The sequence below is a fragment of the Methylobacterium platani genome (genome assembly GCF_001653715.1).
Taxonomy (GTDB): domain Bacteria; phylum Pseudomonadota; class Alphaproteobacteria; order Rhizobiales; family Beijerinckiaceae; genus Methylobacterium; species Methylobacterium platani.
The window spans coordinates 15,641-35,501 of sequence record NZ_LWHQ01000027.1 but is presented as its reverse complement, the minus strand read 5'-3'; the positions used below and the strand labels follow the sequence as shown (position 1 = coordinate 35,501).

The 19,861-nt window shown below is 70.9% G+C and carries 20 protein-coding genes; 9 read left to right on the top strand and 11 right to left on the bottom strand.

The window, feature by feature from the left end; translation table 11 throughout:
• Window positions 1-15: 15 nt before the first annotated feature.
• From A5481_RS14865 to A5481_RS14835, 7 genes are all read right to left on the bottom strand, one after another.
• Window positions 16-510 (bottom strand): DUF2628 domain-containing protein, encoded by a 495-nt coding sequence (locus A5481_RS14865; protein ID WP_048432737.1) that lies wholly within the window; start codon window positions 508-510, stop codon window positions 16-18.
• Between the two features lie 58 nt (window positions 511-568).
• Window positions 569-1,171 (bottom strand): imidazoleglycerol-phosphate dehydratase HisB, encoded by a 603-nt coding sequence (hisB, locus tag A5481_RS14860; RefSeq protein ID WP_048432736.1) that lies wholly within the window; start codon window positions 1,169-1,171, stop codon window positions 569-571.
• Window positions 1,172-1,292: 121 nt separating this feature from the next.
• Window positions 1,293-2,171 (bottom strand): S-methyl-5'-thioadenosine phosphorylase, encoded by an 879-nt coding sequence (locus A5481_RS14855; RefSeq protein ID WP_048432735.1) that lies wholly within the window; start codon window positions 2,169-2,171, stop codon window positions 1,293-1,295.
• Between the two features lie 63 nt (window positions 2,172-2,234).
• Complete coding sequence (locus A5481_RS14850; RefSeq protein WP_048432734.1) at window positions 2,235-3,131, bottom strand: cytochrome c1; 897 nt, start codon at window positions 3,129-3,131, stop codon at window positions 2,235-2,237.
• Between the two features lie 91 nt (window positions 3,132-3,222).
• A complete protein-coding gene (locus A5481_RS14845; protein WP_048432733.1) occupies window positions 3,223-4,509 on the bottom strand; it encodes a cytochrome b in 1,287 nt (428 codons plus the stop codon).
• A gap of 40 nt (window positions 4,510-4,549) precedes the next feature.
• Window positions 4,550-5,113: a ubiquinol-cytochrome c reductase iron-sulfur subunit gene (gene petA / locus A5481_RS14840; protein WP_048432732.1), complete on the bottom strand. Its 564-nt coding sequence runs from the start codon at window positions 5,111-5,113 to the stop codon at window positions 4,550-4,552.
• A 300-nt stretch (window positions 5,114-5,413) separates the two neighbouring features.
• Window positions 5,414-6,718, bottom strand: a complete 1,305-nt coding sequence (locus A5481_RS14835) for an MFS transporter (protein WP_048432731.1) — start codon at window positions 6,716-6,718, stop codon at window positions 5,414-5,416.
• A gap of 308 nt (window positions 6,719-7,026) precedes the next feature.
• Here A5481_RS14835 and ribH point away from each other — a divergent pair, with 308 nt between their 5' ends.
• The 4 genes from ribH to A5481_RS14815 all read left to right on the top strand — a co-directional run bounded on the left by ribH (window position 7,027) and on the right by A5481_RS14815 (window position 11,586).
• The gene (gene ribH / locus A5481_RS14830) at window positions 7,027-7,569 is read left to right on the top strand and encodes a 6,7-dimethyl-8-ribityllumazine synthase (RefSeq protein WP_048432730.1); all 543 of its coding nucleotides are present in this window, start codon (window positions 7,027-7,029) and stop codon (window positions 7,567-7,569) included.
• 1 nt (window position 7,570) lies between these two features.
• Window positions 7,571-8,041, top strand: coding sequence for a transcription antitermination factor NusB (gene nusB / locus A5481_RS14825; protein ID WP_048432729.1), 471 nt, complete (start codon window positions 7,571-7,573; stop codon window positions 8,039-8,041).
• Window positions 8,042-8,218: 177 nt separating this feature from the next.
• Window positions 8,219-9,220: a thiamine-phosphate kinase gene (thiL, locus tag A5481_RS14820; protein ID WP_082984924.1), complete on the top strand. Its 1,002-nt coding sequence runs from the start codon at window positions 8,219-8,221 to the stop codon at window positions 9,218-9,220.
• A 218-nt stretch (window positions 9,221-9,438) separates the two neighbouring features.
• A complete protein-coding gene (locus A5481_RS14815) occupies window positions 9,439-11,586 on the top strand; it encodes a sodium-translocating pyrophosphatase (RefSeq protein WP_048436439.1) in 2,148 nt (715 codons plus the stop codon).
• A 71-nt stretch (window positions 11,587-11,657) separates the two neighbouring features.
• On the opposite strand, the gene mmsB is transcribed toward A5481_RS14815, so the two are convergent.
• Complete coding sequence (gene mmsB / locus A5481_RS14810; RefSeq protein WP_048436440.1) at window positions 11,658-12,545, bottom strand: 3-hydroxyisobutyrate dehydrogenase; 888 nt, start codon at window positions 12,543-12,545, stop codon at window positions 11,658-11,660.
• 59 nt (window positions 12,546-12,604) lie between these two features.
• Here mmsB and A5481_RS14805 point away from each other — a divergent pair, with 59 nt between their 5' ends.
• Together A5481_RS14805 and A5481_RS14800 are read left to right on the top strand one after the other, a co-directional pair.
• Window positions 12,605-12,889, top strand: coding sequence for a BrnT family toxin (locus A5481_RS14805; RefSeq protein WP_048436441.1), 285 nt, complete (start codon window positions 12,605-12,607; stop codon window positions 12,887-12,889).
• Window positions 12,852-13,244, top strand: coding sequence for a helix-turn-helix domain-containing protein (locus A5481_RS14800; RefSeq protein ID WP_425339766.1), 393 nt, complete (start codon window positions 12,852-12,854; stop codon window positions 13,242-13,244). Before A5481_RS14805 ends, A5481_RS14800 begins: the two co-directional genes overlap by 38 nt.
• A 12-nt stretch (window positions 13,245-13,256) precedes the next feature.
• Here the strand turns inward: A5481_RS14800 and A5481_RS14795 are convergent, their stop codons facing one another.
• Window positions 13,257-14,399: an isobutyryl-CoA dehydrogenase gene (locus A5481_RS14795; RefSeq protein ID WP_048436443.1), complete on the bottom strand. Its 1,143-nt coding sequence runs from the start codon at window positions 14,397-14,399 to the stop codon at window positions 13,257-13,259.
• A 253-nt stretch (window positions 14,400-14,652) separates the two neighbouring features.
• Window positions 14,653-16,152, bottom strand: a complete 1,500-nt coding sequence (locus A5481_RS14790; protein WP_048436444.1) for a CoA-acylating methylmalonate-semialdehyde dehydrogenase — start codon at window positions 16,150-16,152, stop codon at window positions 14,653-14,655.
• 93 nt (window positions 16,153-16,245) lie between these two features.
• Here A5481_RS14790 and A5481_RS14785 point away from each other — a divergent pair, with 93 nt between their 5' ends.
• On the top strand, window positions 16,246-17,166 hold the full coding sequence (locus A5481_RS14785; RefSeq protein ID WP_048436445.1) for a LysR family transcriptional regulator: 921 nt from the start codon (window positions 16,246-16,248) through the stop codon (window positions 17,164-17,166).
• Window positions 17,167-17,197: 31 nt separating this feature from the next.
• Here A5481_RS14785 and A5481_RS14780 read toward each other — a convergent pair whose 3' ends face one another.
• Window positions 17,198-17,665, bottom strand: coding sequence for an Lrp/AsnC family transcriptional regulator (locus A5481_RS14780; RefSeq protein WP_048436446.1), 468 nt, complete (start codon window positions 17,663-17,665; stop codon window positions 17,198-17,200).
• Window positions 17,666-17,802: 137 nt separating this feature from the next.
• Here A5481_RS14780 and A5481_RS14775 point away from each other — a divergent pair, with 137 nt between their 5' ends.
• Window positions 17,803-18,951: a trans-sulfuration enzyme family protein gene (locus A5481_RS14775; protein WP_048436447.1), complete on the top strand. Its 1,149-nt coding sequence runs from the start codon at window positions 17,803-17,805 to the stop codon at window positions 18,949-18,951.
• Window positions 18,952-18,998: 47 nt separating this feature from the next.
• Window positions 18,999-19,853, top strand: coding sequence for a DMT family transporter (locus A5481_RS14770; protein ID WP_064504014.1), 855 nt, complete (start codon window positions 18,999-19,001; stop codon window positions 19,851-19,853).
• Window positions 19,854-19,861: the final 8 nt, after the last annotated feature.

The window sequence follows — 19,861 nt, the reverse complement described above, 5'->3', positions numbered from 1 at the left end:
AGGTGGTTGCGGCGCTCACCGGGGTCCCTGCGCTTCCGGGAACAGGCCGAGCGCCGGGCTCTCGGCGCGGATGGTCGCCGGGGTGACCGGCCGGGGCGTCGGGCTCGTGCCGAGGCGGGCGCCCTCCTCCCGCAGCCACCGGGCGACGAACTTCACCTCGGCCTCCTTGACGTCCGACGCCGTCACCGCGTCGCGGATCGGGCGGCCGGTGCGGGCATAGGTCCAGCGCCGCAGGGACGAGGCCTCGAGCCCGACGAGCCAGGACAAGAGCACCGCGATGACGAAGCCGGCGACCGGGCTCAACCCGAGGGCGAAGCCTACCGCCCAGACCACGATCTCGGCCGCCAGCACCACGAGCCCGGCGAGCCAGAGCCGGTGCCAGAAGAACCACAGGGCGGAGAACCAGAAGGCCGGCCAGACGAAGGCGTCCGGCACCAGCTTGGCGCGGTCGAGCGCCTCCGGCTCGCCGGGATCGACCTCGTCGGGGACGTGCAGGGTGTAGGTGGTCATCCGGTCTCCCCGGGATCCGTCTGGTCGGGATCGGCGCCGCGCTCGGCGTTCTGCAACCTCAGAGCGAGCCCTTCGTCGAAGGGACCCGGCCGCCCTCGCGGGGATCGACCTCGACGGCGTGCCGCAAGGCACGTGCCAGACCCTTGTAGCAGCTCTCGGCGATGTGGTGCTGGTTGTCGCCGTACAGCGTCTCGACGTGCAGGGTGATCCCGGCATTCATCGCGAAGGCCTGGAACCACTCCCGCACCAGCTCGGTGTCGAAGACGCCGATCTTCTCACGGGCGAATTCGGTACGGAACACCAGGAACGGCCGCCCCGAGATGTCGACGGCGACCCGGGTCAGTGCCTCGTCCATGGGCAGGTGCAGGTCGGCGTAGCGGCGAATGCCGCGCTTGTCGCCGAGCGCCTGGAGGAAGGCCTGGCCCAGCGCGATGCCGCAATCCTCGGTGGTATGGTGCTGGTCGACGTGGAGGTCGCCCGTGACCTTGATCTCGAGGTCGAACAGCGCGTGACGGGCGAGCAGCTCCAGCATGTGGTCGAGGAAGCCGACCCCGGTCGCGATGCTGGCCTTGCCGGTGCCGTCGAGGGTGAGCGCGACGCTGACGTCGGTCTCGGCGGTGCGCCGGTCGACGCGGCCTGTACGGAGAGGGGTATCGGTCATCGAGGGGCAGCTGTCGTCAACGGAAAACGGGCTGCCTTGTTAAAAGGCAGCCCGCGGAAATGCCAGGGGTGATCCGGGCTTTATACCGTCATGCCAGCGTGGGGGTGCGGAGTCGGCAGGATCAGAGGTCCGCCAGCACCCGCGCGCAGACCGCGTCGAGCTTGGCCATCAGTGCCGGGTCGCGGTGGGTCGGCGCCGTCATGATCGCGCCGTCCAGCGCCCGGTCGGAACGGGCCGGGCAGGGTTCGCGCTCGGCGGGCAGGTCGCGGGCCAGCCGGCTCACCAGCCGGGCGGCCTTGGCGGCGTTGGCGCGGGCCACCGCCACCACGGCGGCGACGTCGACGGCGTCGTGCTCCGGGTGCCAGCAATCGAAGTCGGTCACCATCGCGATCGTCGCGTAGGTGATCTCGGCCTCGCGGGCGAGCTTGGCCTCCGGCATGTTGGTCATGCCGATCACGTCGTAGCCCTGAGCCTTGTAGCTCAGCGACTCGGCGTAGGACGAGAATTGCGGCCCCTCCATGCAGACGTAGGTGCCGCCCTTGCGCACCGCGATCTCCTCGGCCTCCGCGGCGGCGAGGATGCGGGCCTGGAGGGCCGGTCCGACCGGATGGGCCATCGAGACGTGGGCGACGCAGCCGTTGCCGAAGAACGACGAGGTCCGGCCGACCGTGCGGTCGACGAACTGGTCCACGAGCACGAACAGGCCGGGATAGAGCTCCTGCCGGAACGAGCCGCAGGCCGAGAGCGCGACGATGTCGGTGACGCCGGCGCGCTTCATCACGTCGATATTGGCCCGGTAGTCGATGCCCGACGGCGAGAGCCGGTGGCCGCGGCCGTGGCGCGCCAGGAACACCACCTCGGTCCGTCCGATCCGGCCGATGCGCAAGGCGTCCGAGGGCTCGCCCCAGGGCGAGGTCATCGCCTCCTCGCGCACGTCCTCCAGCCCGGGCAGGTCGTAGACGCCCGACCCGCCGATCACTCCGAGCACGGCCTTGGCCATCAGGGTTCTCCTGTAACGAAAAGAGGCCCCTTGCGGGGCCTCTGGCAGGGTTGGGAGCTGGCGTCAGTGCGTCTTGTGCAGCTCGGGCTGCAGCCCGTGCGTCTCGCCGCCGACGTCCGACCAGATCTTCTTCTTCACGTAGTAGAGCAGGCCGGCCAGCACGATGAGGAAGAGCAGCGCCCGCAGGCCCAGCGACTTGCGCGCCAGGAGGTGCGGCTCGGCCGTCCACATCAGGAAGGCGGTGATGTCGCGCGAGTACTGGTCGACCGTCTCCGGCGCGACCGGCTTGCCGTCGGCGCCCTTGGCGTAGGTCACCTGACCGTCGCTGAGCGGCTTGGGCATCGCGATGACGTGGCCCGGATAGAACTCGTTGTAGTGGCCGCCCTCGGGCACGGTCACACCCTTCGGCACCTCCTCCTTGTAGCCGTTGAGGAGGGCGTGGATGTAGTCCGGACCCTGCTCGGTGTAGCCGATGAAGGGCAGCCAATCGATGATGAACCACAGACCGCCGCGGGCGAAGGTGCGGGCCTTGGCCATCAGCGACAGGTCCGGCGGCGCCTTGCCGCCGTTGGCGGAGGCCGCGGCCTGCTCGTTCGGGAACGGCGCCGGGATCTTGTCCGCCGGGCGGCCAGGCCGCTCGAACATGTCGCCGGAATCGTTCGGCCCGTCCTTGACCTTGTACTCGGCCGCCAGCGCCTTGACCTGGGCGGCGGAGAAATCGGGCCCGCCCTCCTGCTCGAGGTTGCGGAAGCGGATGTAGTTCAGGCTGTGGCAGTTCGAGCAGACCTCGCGGTAGACCTGGAAGCCGCGCTGCAGCTGCGCCTGGTCGAAGGTGCCGAACATCCCCGAGAAGGTCCACTTCTCGCGGTGCGGCAGCGGCCCGTGCTCTTCCGCCGAGGCGGCGCCGACCGACAGGATGGCGGCGAGCGCGGCTGCCACGAGAGTGCGTGTTCTGATCATTCCCCTCGATGCCCCTTGCGGCGTCGTTAGTGCTTCATCGCGATCATGGAGCGGGCGGATGCCTGGAGCACCCGCCCGCCCGGGGCATTCGTCAGCCCTTGGTCGGGGGAGCCGCAGCGGCGCCGGCCGGCATGCCGGAGGAGCCGACCTGCTTGCCAGGGCCGGTGACGCTCTCGAGGATCGAGCCCGGCAGGGGCTTCGGGGTCTCGAAGAGGCCGACCAGCGGCATCACGATCAGGAAGTGGGCGAAGTAGTAGACCGTGGCGAGGCGCGAGGCGAGGACGTAGCCGCCCTCCGGGGGCTTCGAGCCGAGCCAGCCGAGCAGGAAGCAGCAGAAGATGAAGACCCAGAAGAACTGGCGGTAGATCGGCCGGTAGTTGGCCGAGCGGACCCGCGAGGTGTCGAGCCACGGCGCCAGCGCCAGGATGATCACCGCGCCGAACATCAGGATCACGCCGCCGAGCTTGTCCGGCACCGCCCGCAGGATGGCGTAGAAGGGCAGGAAGTACCACTCGGGCACGATGTGCGCCGGCGTCACGGCGGGGTTCGCCGGGATGTAGTTGTCGGCGTGGCCGAGGTAGTTCGGCTGCAGGAAGATCCAGTAGGCGAAGAAGACGAAGAACACCACCACCGCGAACACGTCCTTGATGGTCGCGTAGGGGGTGAAGGGCACGGCGTCCTTGCCGGTCTTGATCGGGATGCCGGTCGGGTTGTTCTGGCCGGTGACGTGCAGCGCCCAGACGTGCAGGACGACGACGCCGGCGATCATGAACGGCAGCAGGTAGTGCAGCGAGAAGAAGCGGTTGATGGTCGGGTTGCCGACCGAGTAGCCGCCCCAGAGCAGGCTCTGGATCGTGTCGCCGACGATCGGGATCGCCGCCAGGATGTTGGTGATGACGGTGGCGCCCCAGAACGACATCTGGCCCCACGGCAGGGTGTAGCCGAGGAACGCGGTCGCCATCATCAGCAGGTAGATGATCACGCCGAGGATGTAGAGCACCTCGCGCGGGGCCTTGTACGACCCGTAATAGAGGTTGCGGAACATGTGCACGTAGACCGCGATGAAGAACATCGACGCGCCGTTGGCGTGCATGTAGCGCAGGAGCCAGCCGTAGTTCACGTCGCGCATGATGTGCTCGACGGAGTTGAACGCCTCGGTCGCCGAGGGCTGGTAGTGCATCGCCAGCCAGACGCCGGTGATGATCTGGGAGCCCAGCATCACCATCAGGATCGCGCCGAACGTCCAGAAGTAGTTCAGGTTACGGGGAACCGGAAACGCGATGAACGAGGAATGGACCAGGCCGACGATCGGCAGCCGGGCCTCGAACCACTTCGCGATGCGGCTCTTGGGTACGTAGGTGGTGGCGTGTGCGCTCATGGGGCAGCCCGCGTCTGGCGTTGCTTCACGATCGGCGGAGTCAGGCGGTGGCGCCTTCGCCGATGCGGACCTTGGTGTCGCCCTGGAAGGCGTAGGGCGGGATCGGCAGGTTGATCGGCGCGGGCCCGCGGGTCACGCGGCCCACCGCGTCGAACTGCGAACCGTGGCAGGGGCAGCCCCAGCCCTCGTGACCGCCGGCATTGGCGATCGGCACGCAGCCGAGATGGGTGCAGTTGCCGTAGGTCACGAGCCAGCGCTCGTGGCCGTCCTTCACGCGGCCGAGGAACGGCGCCGGGTCGATCATGCCGGCGGGGGCGACCGCCTTCATGTCGGCGACTTCCTTTTCCGTGAGGTGGCGCACGAAGATCAGCTTGCCGCGCCAGAACACGTTGACGATCTGCCCGTCGGCGATCGGCGTCAGGTCGACGTCGATGGGCGCGCCCGCGGCGATCGTCTCGGCATCGGGCGCCATCGAGGCGACGAAGGGCCAGGCCAGAGCGACGGCCCCGACCACGGCACCCGCGCCGGTGGCGAGGAACAGGAAGTCCCGGCGGGTCGTCCCGTGGGGATGCGCGGCGTCGGAGGGGGCGGCGGTGGTGGCCAAGTTCCGGCTCTCCCGAGAAATCGTTGACGGCGCGGGCCGCTCAAGCGCGGCGATGAAGGCGTCGAGGCCCGCGGGAAGGGTCGGCGGGGTTCTGGTTCCCCGATCCTGCCGGACCGAAGCACCTCCCCGCTCGTGGCGGCAATGCGACCGGGCGTCGCCGCGCGGGTAGCTCTCTTGCACGGCCAAGCCCCGGAATAAAGGGCGAAAAGGCCGCGCGATCCGGAGGAATTCCAGATTTCCCGTGAGTGTGGCGCGGGTTTCCGGGACGGCCCGGCGGGGCCGTCCCGGAGCCTCGCGGGCCTACTCGGCGGCGGCGCCGACGCGACCGGACACCACGGGTGCGCTGGTGTGGCTCAGGCGCAGCACCGTGATCATGCCGACGATGCCCGCGCAGGCGATCAGCAGCAGGCCGCCGGTGAAGCTGCCGGTCCAGTCCTTGATCGCGCCGACGGCGTAGGGGGCGACGAAGCCCGACAGGTTGCCGATCGAGTTCACCACCGCGATCGCGCCGGCGGCGGCCGCTCCCGACAGGGTCTCGGTCGGCAGCGTCCAGGTGATCGGCAGCGCCCCGAAGATGCCGAGCGCGGCGCCCGAGAACAGCAGCACCTTGACGATCGGATCGCCGACGAGTGCCGCCCCGATGGTGCATAGCGAGGCGCAGGCGAGCGCCGCGGCCAGGTGGTAGCGCCGCTCGCGCTTGGCGTCCGAGCGCTTGCCCCACCACAGCATGCCGACGGTGCCGACGGCGTACGGGACGATCATCAGGAAGCCGGTCTGGGCGTTGGTGAGACCGAAGCCCTTGAAGATCTGCGGCAGGAAGAAGCCGAAGGCGTAGAGCAGCGCGACGGCGCCGAAATACACGACCGCGATGGCGAGCACCCGCGGGTTGAGGATCTCCTGGGTCAGCGGCACGTGGCCCTGGCGCGGGCTGTGGGCGGCCTCGGCGGCGAGCGTCTGCTCGAGCCAGGCGCGCTCGTCGGCGGCGAGCCACTTGGCGTCGGCCGGCCGGTCGGTGAGGTAGAGGTAGGTCATCACCGACAGCACGATCGCCGGCAGCGCCTCGATCACGTAGAGCCACTGCCAGCCCCTGAAGCCGAGCACGCCGTCCATCTCGAGCAGCAGACCGGAGATCGGCGAGCCGATGACGCTCGAGAGCGGGATCGCCACCATGAACAGCGAGACGATGCGGGCCCGGTAGGCGGCCGGGAACCAGAGCGTGAGATAGAAGATGATGCCCGGGAAGAAGCCGGCCTCGGCCGCGCCGAGCAGGAGGCGCATGATGTAGAAGCTCGTCTCGCCGCCGATGAAGGCCATGCCGCCGGAGATCACGCCCCAGCTCAGCATGATGCGGGCGATCCAGCGCCGCGCGCCGAACTTCTCGAGCGCCAGGTTCGAGGGCACCTCGAAGATGAAGTAGGTGATGAAGAACAGCCCGGCGCCGAGACCGTAGGCGGTGGCCGAGATGCCGAGGTCCCGGTTCATGGTCAGCGAGGCGAACCCGACATTGACGCGGTCGAGATAGGCTACGAAGTAGCAGACGATCAGGAACGGGATCAGGCGCCAGCTGATGCGTTTGATGGTGCGGGCTTCGATGTCGGTCGTCACGGCTTTCCCCTCCCGGGCGGATCTGGTTGTGGCGAGTTTCTTCTTGCGGCAAGATTCGTCTTGCGGGCAGGGTCGCGGCCCGGCTCCGACGCCCGGGATGACCGGATTGTCCTCGCTTGGCAAGGAGAGCGGCGGCGAGTCCGGCGAGCCGTCGCGGGCGAGACGCGACGATCCGCGGGAGACGCGCGCACTTGTGGCAGGACCGGCTTCGGTCTAGTGCTCCCCTCCCCCGCCGGCGATGCCTCGCAGCGAGGCCGTCCGGCCGCGCGCTCGTGCCGGCGCCCGTTCGAGATGCAAGAAGTTTCGCCATGGTCACGCCACGCCGCGACAGCGGAGCCGACCGTCCCCGGCTCACCGGAGCCCGGGTGCTGGTCGTCGAGGCCCGCTACTACGAGGACATCGCCGACGAGCTCCTCGCCGGCGCGCGTGCCGCGATCGAGGCCGCCGAGGCCGAGGCGGTGGTCGTGACGGTCCCGGGCGCGCTCGAGATCCCCCAGACCGTCGCGATCCTGCTCGAGGCCGCGGCCCGCGCGCGCAAGCCCTACGACGCCGTGGTGGCGCTCGGCTGCGTCATCCGCGGCGAGACCGGCCATTACGACATCGTCGCCGGCGAGAGCGCCCGCGCGCTGATGGACCTGTCGGTGGGGCTTCGCCTGCCGCTCGGCAACGGCATCCTGACCGTCGAGACCGAGGCCCAGGCCCAGGCCCGCGCCCGCGTCGCCGAGATGAACAAGGGCGGCGGCGCGGCGGAGGCGGCGCTGGCGGTGCTGGCGCTTCGCCGCGCCGAGGAAGCGGGCCGCCAGGACCGCACGATCGGATTCACCCCCCGCCGTAATTCGGAGACCGAGTGAGATGAAGCCCGCCGAGCGCAGCGGCGCCCGCCTCGCGGTGGTCCAGGCCCTGTACGAGATGGAGATCTCCGGCAAGGGCGTGATCGACGCCCTGGCCGAGTTCGAGGCCTTCTGGATCGGCCAGGTCATCGACGAGGTCGAGCACCCGCCGGCCGAGACCGCCTTCTTCCGCGACCTGCTGCGCGGCACCGTCGAGGAGCAGCGGGCGATCGACCAGCGCCTCGACGCGGCCCTCGCCGCCGGCTGGCCCCTGCGGCGCCTCGAGGCGGTGGTGCGGGCGATCCTGCGCGCCGGCGCCTACGAGGTGATGTTCCGCCGCGACGTGCCGGTGAAGGTCGCGATCTCGGAATACGTCGACGTCGCCCACAGCTTCTACGAGGGCGAGGAGCCCGGCCTCGTCAACGCGGTGCTCGACAAGGTCGGTCGCGCGGTGCGCCCCGACGACTTCACCAAGGGGTCCCGCGCCGGCTGAGTCCGCGTGCCGTCCCCGGCCGGCGGCGCGACACGCCGCAGGCATTTCGGAAAATTTTCCGAGTTTCGCCGTTAGAACGTTGCGGCATCCGCCGCACTGCGCTCTAGCTGGCGGCCGAGGCTCGGGCGGATCGCGGTGTCGCCCGCCTTCCGCCCCCCGCCGCGAGACCGCCACGCGATGGCCCCTCAGAACCTGCCCCGCCCCACGGAAGACGAGCTGATCGCCCGCTACTTCGCGCCGCTCGCCGGCGCCGGCGGGCTGTCGCTGCGCGACGACGCGGCCCTGCTCACTCCGAGCCCGGGACACGACCTCGTGCTGACCACCGACGCGGTGGTGGCCGGGGTGCACTACTTCCCCGACGACCCGGCCTCCTCGATCGCCTGCAAGGCGCTGGGGGTGAACCTGTCCGATCTCGCCGCCAAGGGCGCCGAACCGCGGGGCTTCCTCCTCACCCTGGCTCTGTCGGATTCGTGGGACGAGGCCTGGCTCGCCGAGTTCTGCACCGGCCTGAGCGAGGCCGCGGCGCTGGCGAGCTGCCCGCTTCTGGGCGGCGACACCGTGCGGTCCGGGGGGCAGACCCTCGTCGGCATCACCGCGCTCGGCGAGGTCCCGTCCGGCGCGATGGTGCGGCGCGGCGCGGCGCGGATCGGCGACCGCCTCCTCGTCTCCGGCAGCATCGGCGACGCGGCTTTCGGCCTCAAGCTCCGGCAGAAGCCCGCGGCGGCCTGGGGCGAAGCGCTGTCCTTCCCCGCCCGCGCCGCCCTGGTCGACCGCTACCTGCACCCGCAGGCCCGCCTCCCCCTCGCCCCGGCCCTGCGGGCGCACGCCCGCGCGGCGATGGACGTCTCCGACGGGCTCGTCGGCGACCTCGCCAAGATGATGCGGGCCGCCGACCTCTCGGCCGAGGTCGAGATCGCCCGCATCCCACTGTCGGAGGCGGCCCGGGCGGCCGTGGCGGCGGGAGCGCCCCTCGACACCGCGCTCACCGGCGGCGACGATTACGAGATCCTGTGCGCGGCCGACCCGGCGCAGGTGCCGGCGCTGCTGGAGGCGGCCCGACGGGCCGGCCTGCCGCTCGCCGAGATCGGCATCGTGACCGAGGGCGGCGCCCCGCCGGTCTTCCGCGCGCCCGACGGCAGCCCGAGGAGCTTCCGCTCCGGCTCGTTCAGCCACTTCTGACCCGCCCCGGATGCCCGGCGCCCGGCATCGAAAGTCTCAGGCGGACGAAGCTTGGGAGCGTTTGCGCTCGGGTGGGAAGTTTGGCACGACTATGAGGCGGATCGACGCCGGCGCGCCGACCCGCTCAACAGGGAGGGAGGCTCGCGTCGCGCAAAACGGCCGCTCGCCATCTCGGCCGTCCGACGTCGCGGGAACGCCCGACAATCAAGGACGGTAGAATGACCGCACTCCTGCTCATCATCCTGGGCGGCCTCTGCGCCGTCGCCTACGGCATCGTCACCATCAACGACGTCATGCGGCGCGATTCCGGCACGCAGCGCATGCAGGAGATCGCCGGCGCGATCGCCGAGGGCGCCCAGGCCTACCTGCGCCGCCAATACGCCACCATCGGCGCCGTCGGCGTGGTGCTGTTCGTGCTCCTCGCGTGGTTCCTCGGGGTCAAGGTCGCGGTCGGCTTCCTGATCGGCGCGGTCCTGTCGGGCGTCGCCGGCTTCATCGGCATGAACGTCTCGGTGCGGGCCAACGTCCGCACGGCCCAGGCCGCGGCCCAGTCGCTCGGCGCCGGCCTCTCGGTGGCGTTCAAGTCGGGCGCGGTCACCGGCATGCTGGTGGCCGGCCTCGCGCTGCTGGGCGTCGCGCTCTACTACACCTACCTCACCCGCTTCGCCGGCCTGAACCCGTCGAGCCGCGAGGTGATCGACGCCCTCGTCGCGCTGGGCTTCGGCGCCTCGCTGATCTCGATCTTCGCCCGTCTCGGCGGCGGCATCTTCACCAAGGGCGCCGATGTCGGCGGCGACCTCGTCGGCAAGGTCGAGGCCGGGATCCCGGAAGACGATCCGCGCAACCCCGCCACCATCGCGGACAATGTCGGCGACAATGTCGGCGACTGCGCCGGCATGGCCGCCGACCTGTTCGAGACCTACGCGGTCACCCTCGTCGCCACGATGGTGCTGGCGGCGATCTTCTTCGCCGGCCAGGTCGATGTGGCCGGGCGCAACGTGCTCGAGACGATGCTGATCTACCCGATGGCGATCGGTGCGGCCTGCATCGTCACCTCGATCATCGGCACGTTCTTCGTCCGGCTCGGCTCGAACCAGTCGATCATGGGGGCGCTCTACAAGGGCCTGATCGGCGCCGGCGCGCTCTCGGTCGTGGCGATCGCGGGGCTCAACCTCGTGATGTTCGGCGGCTTCTCGACCCGCTTCACCACCACCGGCGGCGACAGCTTCACCTCGCTCAGCCTGTTCCTGTGCGCGGTGGCCGGCCTCGTCATCACGGCGCTGATCGTCGTCATCACCGAGTACTACACCGGCACTCGCTACCGGCCGGTCAAGTCGATCGCCCATTCCTCGGTCACCGGCCACGGCACCAACGTGATCCAGGGACTGGCGATCTCGCTCGAATCGACCGCGCTGCCGGCGATCGTGATCGTCGCCGGCATCATCGTCACCTACTCGCTCGCCGGGCTGTTCGGCATCGCCATCGCGGTCACCGCCATGCTGGCGCTCGCCGGCGTCGTCGTCGCCCTCGACGCCTTCGGGCCCGTCACCGACAATGCCGGCGGCATCGCCGAGATGGCGGGGCTGCCGAAGGAGGTGCGCAAGTCCACCGACGCGCTCGATGCGGTCGGCAACACCACAAAGGCCGTCACCAAGGGCTACGCCATCGGCTCGGCGGGTCTCGGGGCACTGGTTCTCTTCGCCGCCTACACCTCGGACCTCAACTACTTCATCAAGAACGCCTCGGCGACGCAGTACCGCTTCTTCCAGGGGGTCACCGTCGATTTCTCGCTGCAGAACCCCTACGTGGTCGTCGGCCTGCTCCTCGGCGGCCTGATCCCGTACCTGTTCGGCGGCATCGCCATGACGGCGGTGGGCCGCGCGGCGGGCGCCGTGGTGGAGGAGGTCCGCCGCCAGTTCCGCGAGAAGCCCGGCATCATGCAGGGGACCGAGCGGCCCGATTACGGCCGCGCCGTCGACATGCTGACCAAGGCGGCGATCAAGGAGATGATCGTTCCCTCGCTGCTGCCGGTGCTGTCGCCGGTGGTGCTGTTCTTCGTGATCCAGGCCATCGCCGGCAAGGGCCAGGCCTTCGCGGCAGTCGGCGCGATGCTGCTCGGCGTGATCCTCACCGGCCTCTACGTCGCGGTCTCGATGACCTCGGGCGGCGGCGCCTGGGACAATGCCAAGAAGTTCATCGAGGACGGCCATCACGGCGGCAAGGGCTCCGACGCCCACAAGGCGGCGGTGACCGGCGACACCGTCGGCGATCCCTACAAGGACACCGCCGGCCCGGCCGTGAACCCGGCGATCAAGATCACCAACATCATCGCCCTGCTGCTGCTGGCGATCCTGGCCCACAGCTGAGCCCCGGTGGCGGCCGGGACCCCCGGCCGCCCCTTCTAAAAACCCTTCGCGGGGGCGTCGCCCCCGTCACCTCACTCCCGGCCGGCCTCGCGCAGGTGGCGGACGATGCCGGAGAAGTCGGTCCCCCCCTGCCCCGCCGCCTCGAATGCGGCGTAGATCGCCTCGGCATGGGCGCCGAGCGGTGTCGCCGCGCCCGCGCCCGCGGCCGCCTCCTGCGCCAGGCGCAGGTCCTTCAGCATCAGGGCTGCGGCGAAGCCCGGCTTGTAATCGGTGTTGGCCGGGGACGCCGGAACCGGGCCCGGGACCGGGCAGTAGGTGGTGAGCGACCAGCACTGGCCCGAGGAGGTCGAGGCGACGTCGAACAGCGCCTGATGCGACAGGCCGAGCTTTTCCGCCAGTACGAAGGCCTCGGCGACGCCGATCATCGAGATGCCGAGGATCATGTTGTTGCAGATCTTGGCGGCCTGGCCGGCACCGGCCTCGCCGCAATGCACGACCTTGCGGCCCATCTTCGCCAGGACCGGCTCGGCCCGGGCGAAGGCCTCCGGAGATCCGCCCGCCATGAAGGTCAGGGTCGCGGCCTTGGCGCCGCCGACGCCGCCGGAGACCGGGGCATCGAGGCTCGCGAGCCCTTTGGCCCGCGCCGTCTCGTGCGCCGCCCGGGCGCTGGCGACGTCGATGGTCGAGCAGTCGATCATCAGCGCATCGGGCGGGACGTGCGGCAGCACCGCATCGTAGACCGCGAGCACGTGGCGCCCCGCCGGCAGCATCGTGACGACGATCCCGGCGCCCGCCACCGCGGCCTCGGCGCTCTCGGCGACCGTGATGCCGGCGGTGCGGGCGGCGTCGAGGGCCGCCGGCACCAGGTCGAATCCCGTCACCGCGTGCCCGGCCGCCACGAGGTTGGCGGCCATCGGCCCGCCCATGTTGCCGAGGCCCAGGAAGGCGATCTGCGTCATCGTTGTTTTCCTTGTTGCCTTATGGTTGGTTGAATGAGCTGCGGGGCGTCCGTACATCCATGGCGAACCGGTTCACCTGGGATGAGCGGAAGGCGGCTTCGAACCTGCGCCGCCACGGCGTCGCGTTCGAGACCGCCGTCACGGCGTTTCGTGATCCCTTTGCCGTCGAGCAGATCGACGAAAGGGAGGCTTATGGCGAGGAGCGCATCAACATGCTCGGCATGTGCGACGGCGTCATCCTGTTCGTGACCTATACGGAACGCAGTGAGGAGATCCGCCTGATCTCCGCTCGACGGGCAGAGCGACATGAGCGAGACCATTATTTCCGCGAGAATTCGGTCTGACGGCACCGTCGTGCGGTGCCACACGGACGGACGCGAGACACCGTTCGCGCCGACGCCCCTGCGACCGATGACGGACGAGGCGGTTGCGAGCGCCGCTGCGGATGACCCTGACGCGCGCCCGGTTACTCCGGAAGGACTGGCCGATGCCCGACGCCTGCCCCGCATCCGCACCCTGCGGCGGGCCCTGGCGCTGAGCCAGGAAGAGTTCGCCGCGCGTTATCACATCCCGCTCGGTACCCTGCGCGACTGGGAGCAGGGCCGCACGATCCCCGACCAGCCCGCGCAGGCCTACCTCACGGTCATCGCGCACGATCCCGAGGGCGTTCGGCGGGCGCTCGAACCCCGCTCGGCTTGACGGGGCCACGCCTCAGCTCCCCACCAGCCCCCGCGCCACGATCAACCGCATGATCTCGTTGGTGCCCTCCAGGATCTGGTGCACCCGCAGGTCGCGGACGATCTTCTCGACGCCGTATTCCGACAGGTAGCCGTAGCCGCCGTGGAGTTGCAGCGCCTCGTTGGCGACCCGGAAGCCGGTATCGGTGGCGAAGCGCTTGGCCATCGCCGAGCGCTGGGTCGCGTCGGGATCCTTGCGGTCGAGGCTGGCTGCCGCGCCGTAGAGGAGCGCGCGGGCGGCCTCGAGCTCGGTCGCCATGTCGGCGAGGCGGAACTGCAGTGCCTGGAACTGATCGAGGCGCTGCCCGAAGGCCTTGCGCTCGGCCATGTAGGCGACGCTCTTGTCGAGGGCGGCCTGCGCCCCGCCGAGCGAGCAGGCGCCGATGTTGAGCCGGCCGCCGTCGAGCCCCGCCATGGCGATGCGAAAGCCGATCCCCTCCTCGCCGAGGCGGTTCTCGACCGGGACCCGGCAGTTCTCGAAGATCACCGCCCGGGTCGGCTGGGCGTTCCAGCCCATCTTGCGCTCGTTCGGCCCGAAGGACAGGCCCGGCGCGTCGGAGGGCACCACCAGGGTCGAGATGCCCTTCGGCCCCGCCTCGCCGGTGCGCACCATCGTGACGTAGCAGTCCGCTGCGCCGGCGCCCGAGATGAACTGCTTGGCGCCATCGAGGATGTAATGGTCGCCCTCGCGCCGCGCGGTGGTGCGGAGCGCCGCCGCATCCGAGCCCGAGCCCGGCTCGGTCAGGCAGTAGGCCGCGACCTGATCCATCCGGCACAAGGGAGGCAGGAAGCGCTCGCGTTGGGCTCCTGAGCCGAACCGGTCGATCATCCAGGCGGCCATGTTGTGGATCGACAGGAACGCCGCCACAGTCGGGCAGCCGAGGCTCAGGGCCTCGAAGATCAGCGCGGCGTCGAGCCGGGTCAGGCCCGAGCCGCCGTGCTCCTCGGAAATGTAGATGCCGCCCATGCCGAGGGAGGCGGCTTCCCGCAGCACGTCGAGGGGGAAATGCTTGCGCTCGTCCCAGTCGAGGGCGTGCGGCGCGATCCGCTCGGCCGCGAAGCTGCGCGCCATGTCGCGGATGGCGATCTGGTCCTCGGGGAGGGTGAACAGGGTCATGGCGGCTTTTCCTCCTGTTCTGTTTGGTTGTTGTCCGTGTCCGGCGCCGGAAAAGGCGCCGATTCCCTCCCCCCTCTGCGGGGGAGGGTGGCGAGCGGAGCGAGCCGGGAGAGGGGGCGCCGCTTCCGGAGAGGTCGCGACCAGGGTGAAGGGCGCCACGTCCTTCAGCGTCGCGCTGCCCCTCTCCCGCCCCACTTCGCGGGGCACCCTCCCCCGCAGAGGGGGGAGGGAGAAACCCGCGCGCGCGACGTGCTTACTGCATCACCGGCATCGAGAATTGCGCGCCTTCCTTCACCCCCGACGGCCAGCGCTGGGTGACCGTCTTGGTCTTGGTGTAGAAGCGCACGGCATCGGGCCCGTGCTGGTTGAGGTCGCCGAAGCCCGAGCGCTTCCAGCCGCCGAAGGTGTAGTAGGCCAGCGGCACCGGGATCGGCACGTTGATGCCGACCATGCCGACCTGCACCTTGGCGGCGAAGTCGCGGGCGGCGTCGCCGTCGCGGGTGAAGATCGCGACGCCGTTGCCGTATTCGTGCTCGTTGGGGAGCCGCAGGGCCTCGGCGTAGTCCTTCGCCCGCACCACCGACAGGACGGGGCCGAAGATCTCCTCCTTGTAGATCCGCATCTCCGGCGTCACGTGGTCGAACAGGCAGCCGCCCATGTAGAAGCCGTTCTCGTAGCCCTGCATCTTGAAGGCGCGGCCGTCGACCGCGAGCTTGGCGCCCTCGTTCACGCCGATCTCGACGTAGTTGCGCACGCGCTCCAGCGCCGCCTTCGTCACTAGCGGGCCGTAATCGGCGCTCGGGTCGGTCGACGGGCCGATCTTCAGGCTCTCGACCCGCGGGATCAGCTTGCTCATCAGCGCGTCGGCGGTCTTCTCGCCGACCGGCACCGCCACCGAGACCGCCATGCAGCGCTCGCCGGCCGAGCCGAAGCCGGCGCCCATCAGGGCGTCGACCGCCTGGTCCATGTCGGCGTCGGGCATGATGATCATGTGGTTCTTGGCGCCGCCGAAGCACTGGGCGCGCTTGCCCGTCGCGGTCGCCCGCGCATAGACGTACTGGGCGATGTCGGACGAGCCGACGAAGCCGACCGCCTGGATGATGTCGTCGTCGAGGATCGCGTCGACCGCCTCCTTGTCGCCGTTGACGACGTTGAGGATGCCGGCCGGCAGGCCCGCCTCGATCATCAGCTCGGCGAGCCGCATCGGCACGCCCGGATCGCGCTCCGAGGGCTTGAGGATGAAGGCGTTGCCGCAGGCGATGGCGGGCGCGAACTTCCACATCGGGATCATGGCGGGGAAGTTGAACGGCGTGATGCCGGCGACCACGCCCAGCGGCTGGCGCATCGAGTAGATGTCGATGCCGGGGCCCGCGCCTTCGGTGTACTCGCCCTTCTGCAGGTGCGGGATGCCGCAGGCGAACTCCACCACCTCGACGCCGCGCTGGATGTCGCCCTTGGCGTCGGGGATGGTCTTGCCGTGCTCGCGGGCGAGGAGATCCGCGAGGCCGTCCATCTCGCGGGCGACGAGGTCGAGGAAGCGCATCATGACGCGGGCGCGGCGCTGCGGGTTGGTGGCGGCCCACCCCACCTGCGCCTTGGCGGCATTCTCGATCGCCGCGCGCATCTCGGCCCGGCTCGCCAGCGCCAGTCGCCCGATCACCTCGCCGGTCATCGGCTGGTAGATGTCGGAAGTGCGGCCCGAGCGGCCGGGAACGTGCTCGCCGCCGATGAAGTGCCCGACTTCGCGCGCCATGAGGGATCCTCCCTGGATCGGATGTGTTGGGGCCACCTTGCCCTGGCGATCCCCATAGCGGAAGGGGCGTGGGAGCGGAACGGGTGTGCGCGAATGCGGGAACCGGAGGGTGGAAAAGGCGACGTGTGGGACGATTACCGCTTCGTGCTGGCGGTGCATCGGGCCGGCACGGTCTCGGCGGCGGCCCGGCGCCTCGGGGTCGACCACGCGACGGTGATCCGGCGCATCGACCGGCTCGAGCGGCGGCTGGGCGAGCAGCTCTTCCACCGCCGCGCCTCGGGCTACACCGCGACGCAAGGCGGCCTCGCCCTGGTGGCGACCGCCGACGCGGTCGAATCGGCGATCATCCACGGCGAGGCGGCGATCGGCCGGGCGGCGTCGCAGCTCGTCGGCACGGTGCGGATCGGCGCCCCGGACGGCTTCGGCAGCACCTTCCTGGCGCCGCGCCTCGCCGGCCTCGTCGAGCGCCATCCCGAACTCGACATCGAGCTCGTGGCGACCGCCCGGCTGTTCAGCCTGTCGAAGCGCGAGGCCGACATCGCGATCGGGTTGAGCCTGCCGCCGGAGGGACGGATCGTCGGGCGCAAGCTCACCGACTACGCCCTCAAGCTCTACGCCGCCCCGTCCTACCTCGCGCGGCATCCGCCGATCCGGAGCCGGGGCGACCTCCCGGGCCACCGCTTCGTCGGCTACATCGACGAGCTGCTCTACTCGCCGGAGCTCGACTACCTGCACCAGGTCGCGCCGGGGGTCGGCGCCCGCCTGCGCAGCGCCAACCTCAACGCGCAGCTCCAGGCGACGGCGGCGGGCCTCGGCCTCGCGGTGCTGCCCTGCTTCATGGCAGCCGGGCACCCCGACCTCGCCTGCGTGCTGCCGGAAGCGATCACGCTCACCCGCAGCTTCTGGCTGATGATGCACGCCGACAGCCGCGACCTCGCCCGCATCCGGGCGGTGGCGGAGCACATCTACGCGGTGGTGGAGGCGGAGCGGGGGCTGTTCCTGCCCGGGGCGTAACGACCCACGCCGGACGTCGGGCGCGCCCGACTCACGGGTCCGGCGGTCTCCTCGCGGCCGGGCCGACGATCTCCTGCATGGCGACGTAGGTATGGTATTCCGAGACGTTCGGATCGTCGTGGAAGACCTCCCGCGCGAAGGCGGCGTAGGCCTCCATGCTCTCGACCTGCAGGTGCAGCACGAAATCCGCGCCGCCGGTGACGTAGGCGGCGTGCCGGACCTCGGGGCGGAGACGGAGCTTGCGCGCGAAGTCGCTGTAGGTCCGCGATCCCCGCTCGATGGAGACGAGGACGTGCACCATGACCGGCACGCCGAGCACCTTCGGGCTGACGACCGAGATGTCGGCGGTGATGACCTTCTCGGCCCGCAGGCGGCGCAGCCGTCGCAGCACCGCGCTCGGCGAGAGCCCGACCCGCTCGGCCAGGATGCGGGCGGGGGTCTGGTTGTCGCGCTGCATCTCCCTCAGGAGCGCGCGATCGAAATCGTCGAGTTCGACCATTTTCGCCGTCCAACCCCCGCAATCCGGCTGATTTCGCCGCCCGGCAGCGGAAATAGCCCAAACCGGGCGGCGGCTTCCAGGCACGCTGCCGCGGCGGACGAGCCGGACGGGCCGGACCGCGACGCGGAGGCGGGACGATGGACGGCTGGACGAGACAGACCCTGGCGGCGCAGGCGATGGGCCGCATCGACGCGCAGACCCGCGCGGTCGTGCCGCCGATCCACCTGTCCACGACCTACCTGCGCGATCCCGACAACGGCTATGCCTCGGGCTTCGTCTACGGCCGGCCGGACAACGCCACGGTGCGCGACACCGAGGCCGTCATCGCCATGCTGGAGGAGGCGCCGGCCGGCGCGCTCCTGTTCTCCTCCGGGATGGCGGCCGCGACCGCCTGCTTCATGGCGCTCGCCCCCGGCGACCACGTCGTGGCCTCGGCCGTCATGTACTGGTCGCTGCGCAACTGGCTGCGCACCGAGGCGACCCGGTGGGGCCTGCGGGTCGATTTCGTCGCCACCGACGACCTCGACGCCCTGAAGGCCGCGATGCGGCCGGGCGAGACCAAGCTCGTCTGGATCGAGACGCCCTCGAACCCGCTGTGGACGATCACCGACATCGCCGCCGCCGCCGACATCGCCCACGCGGCCGGGGCCCGGCTCGCGGTCGATTCCACCTGCGCCTCGCCGTACCACACCCGGCCGCTGGCGCTCGGGGCGGACATCGTCATGCACGCCGCCACCAAGGTGCTCAACGGCCATTCGGACGTGATCGCGGGCGTCCTGGCGGGCGCGCGGCCGGACGAGTACTGGGACCGCCTCGAGACGATCCGCCGGGGCGGGGGCGCGATCCTCGGTCCGCTGGAGGCCTACCTGCTTCAGCGCGGGCTGAAGACGGTCTTCGTCCGGGCCGCCGCCCAGGCGCGCGCCGCGCAGGCGCTCGCCGAGCGGCTGGCGGCGCATCCGCTGGTCGCCCAGGTGCTCTATCCGGGGCTGCCCGGCCACCCCGGCCACGCCGTCGCGGCCCGGCAGATGGAGAACGGCTTCGGGTTCATGCTCTCGGTCCGGGTCCGCGGCGGCGAGGCGGCGGCCGTCGCGACGGCCGCGTCCGTGCGGCTGTGGAAGCGGGCAACCTCGCTCGGCGGCGTCGAGAGCCTGATCGAGCACCGCGCCTCGATCGAGGGGCCCGGGACCCCCTGCCCCGCCGACCTGCTGCGCCTATCGACCGGCCTCGAGGCCGTCGACGATCTCCATGCCGACCTCGATTGCGCCCTCGCCGCCGCCCACGCCTGACCCGGAGCGGGACCGTGACGCGCGCAGCGCTCCCGCGGGTTCCGGCGATGCGAATCGCCGGGCTCACCGCCCTCGCCCTGCTGGCCTTTGCCGGGAACTCGCTCCTGTGCCGCCTCGCCCTTGCCCATCAGCTCATCGATCCGGGCCGCTTCACGGTGATCCGGCTCGTGTCCGGCGCGGCCGCCCTGTGGCTCGTCCTCCGGCTCGAGCGACGGGGCACGCCGGTCGGCGGCTCGTGGGGCGGCGCGCTGGCGCTGTGCGTCTATGCCGGGGCCTTCTCGTTCGCCTACGTGACGCTGCCGGCGGGCGCAGGCGCGCTGCTGCTGTTCGGCGCCGTGCAGGTCACCATGGTCGCCGCGGCCCTGGTCCGGGGCGAGAGGCCGACCGGGCCGCAGGCGCTCGGCTTCGTCCTCGCGCTCGGAGGCCTCGCGGCGCTCCTGGGCCCGGGCGCCTCGGCCCCCTCCGTGGAGGGAAGCGGCCTGATGATCGCCGCAGGGGTCGCGTGGGGGGCCTATTCGCTGCTGGGGCGGGGCGCGCGCGATCCGCTCGCAGCCACCGCCGGCAACTTCCTTCGCGCCGCGCCGGTCGCCGCGTTGGCGCTGGGCCCGGCGATCGTCACGGGGCCGACCATCGACCTCCTGGGCGTCGCCTACGCGGCGCTGTCGGGCATCCTGGCATCGGGCCTCGGCTACGCGGTCTGGTACGCCGCCTTGCGCGGCCTGTCCCCGGTCCAGGGCGCGTCGGTGCAGCTCGGCGTGCCCGTCGTCACCGCCGTCGCCGGCGCGATCGCCCTCGACGAGGCCGTGACACTCCGCCTCGCGGCGAGCGCGGCCACGATCCTCGGCGGCATCGCCCTCGTCGTCGCCCGTTCCGGCCCCTGCCGGGTGCCGCCGCAGGAGTGACGGGGTGC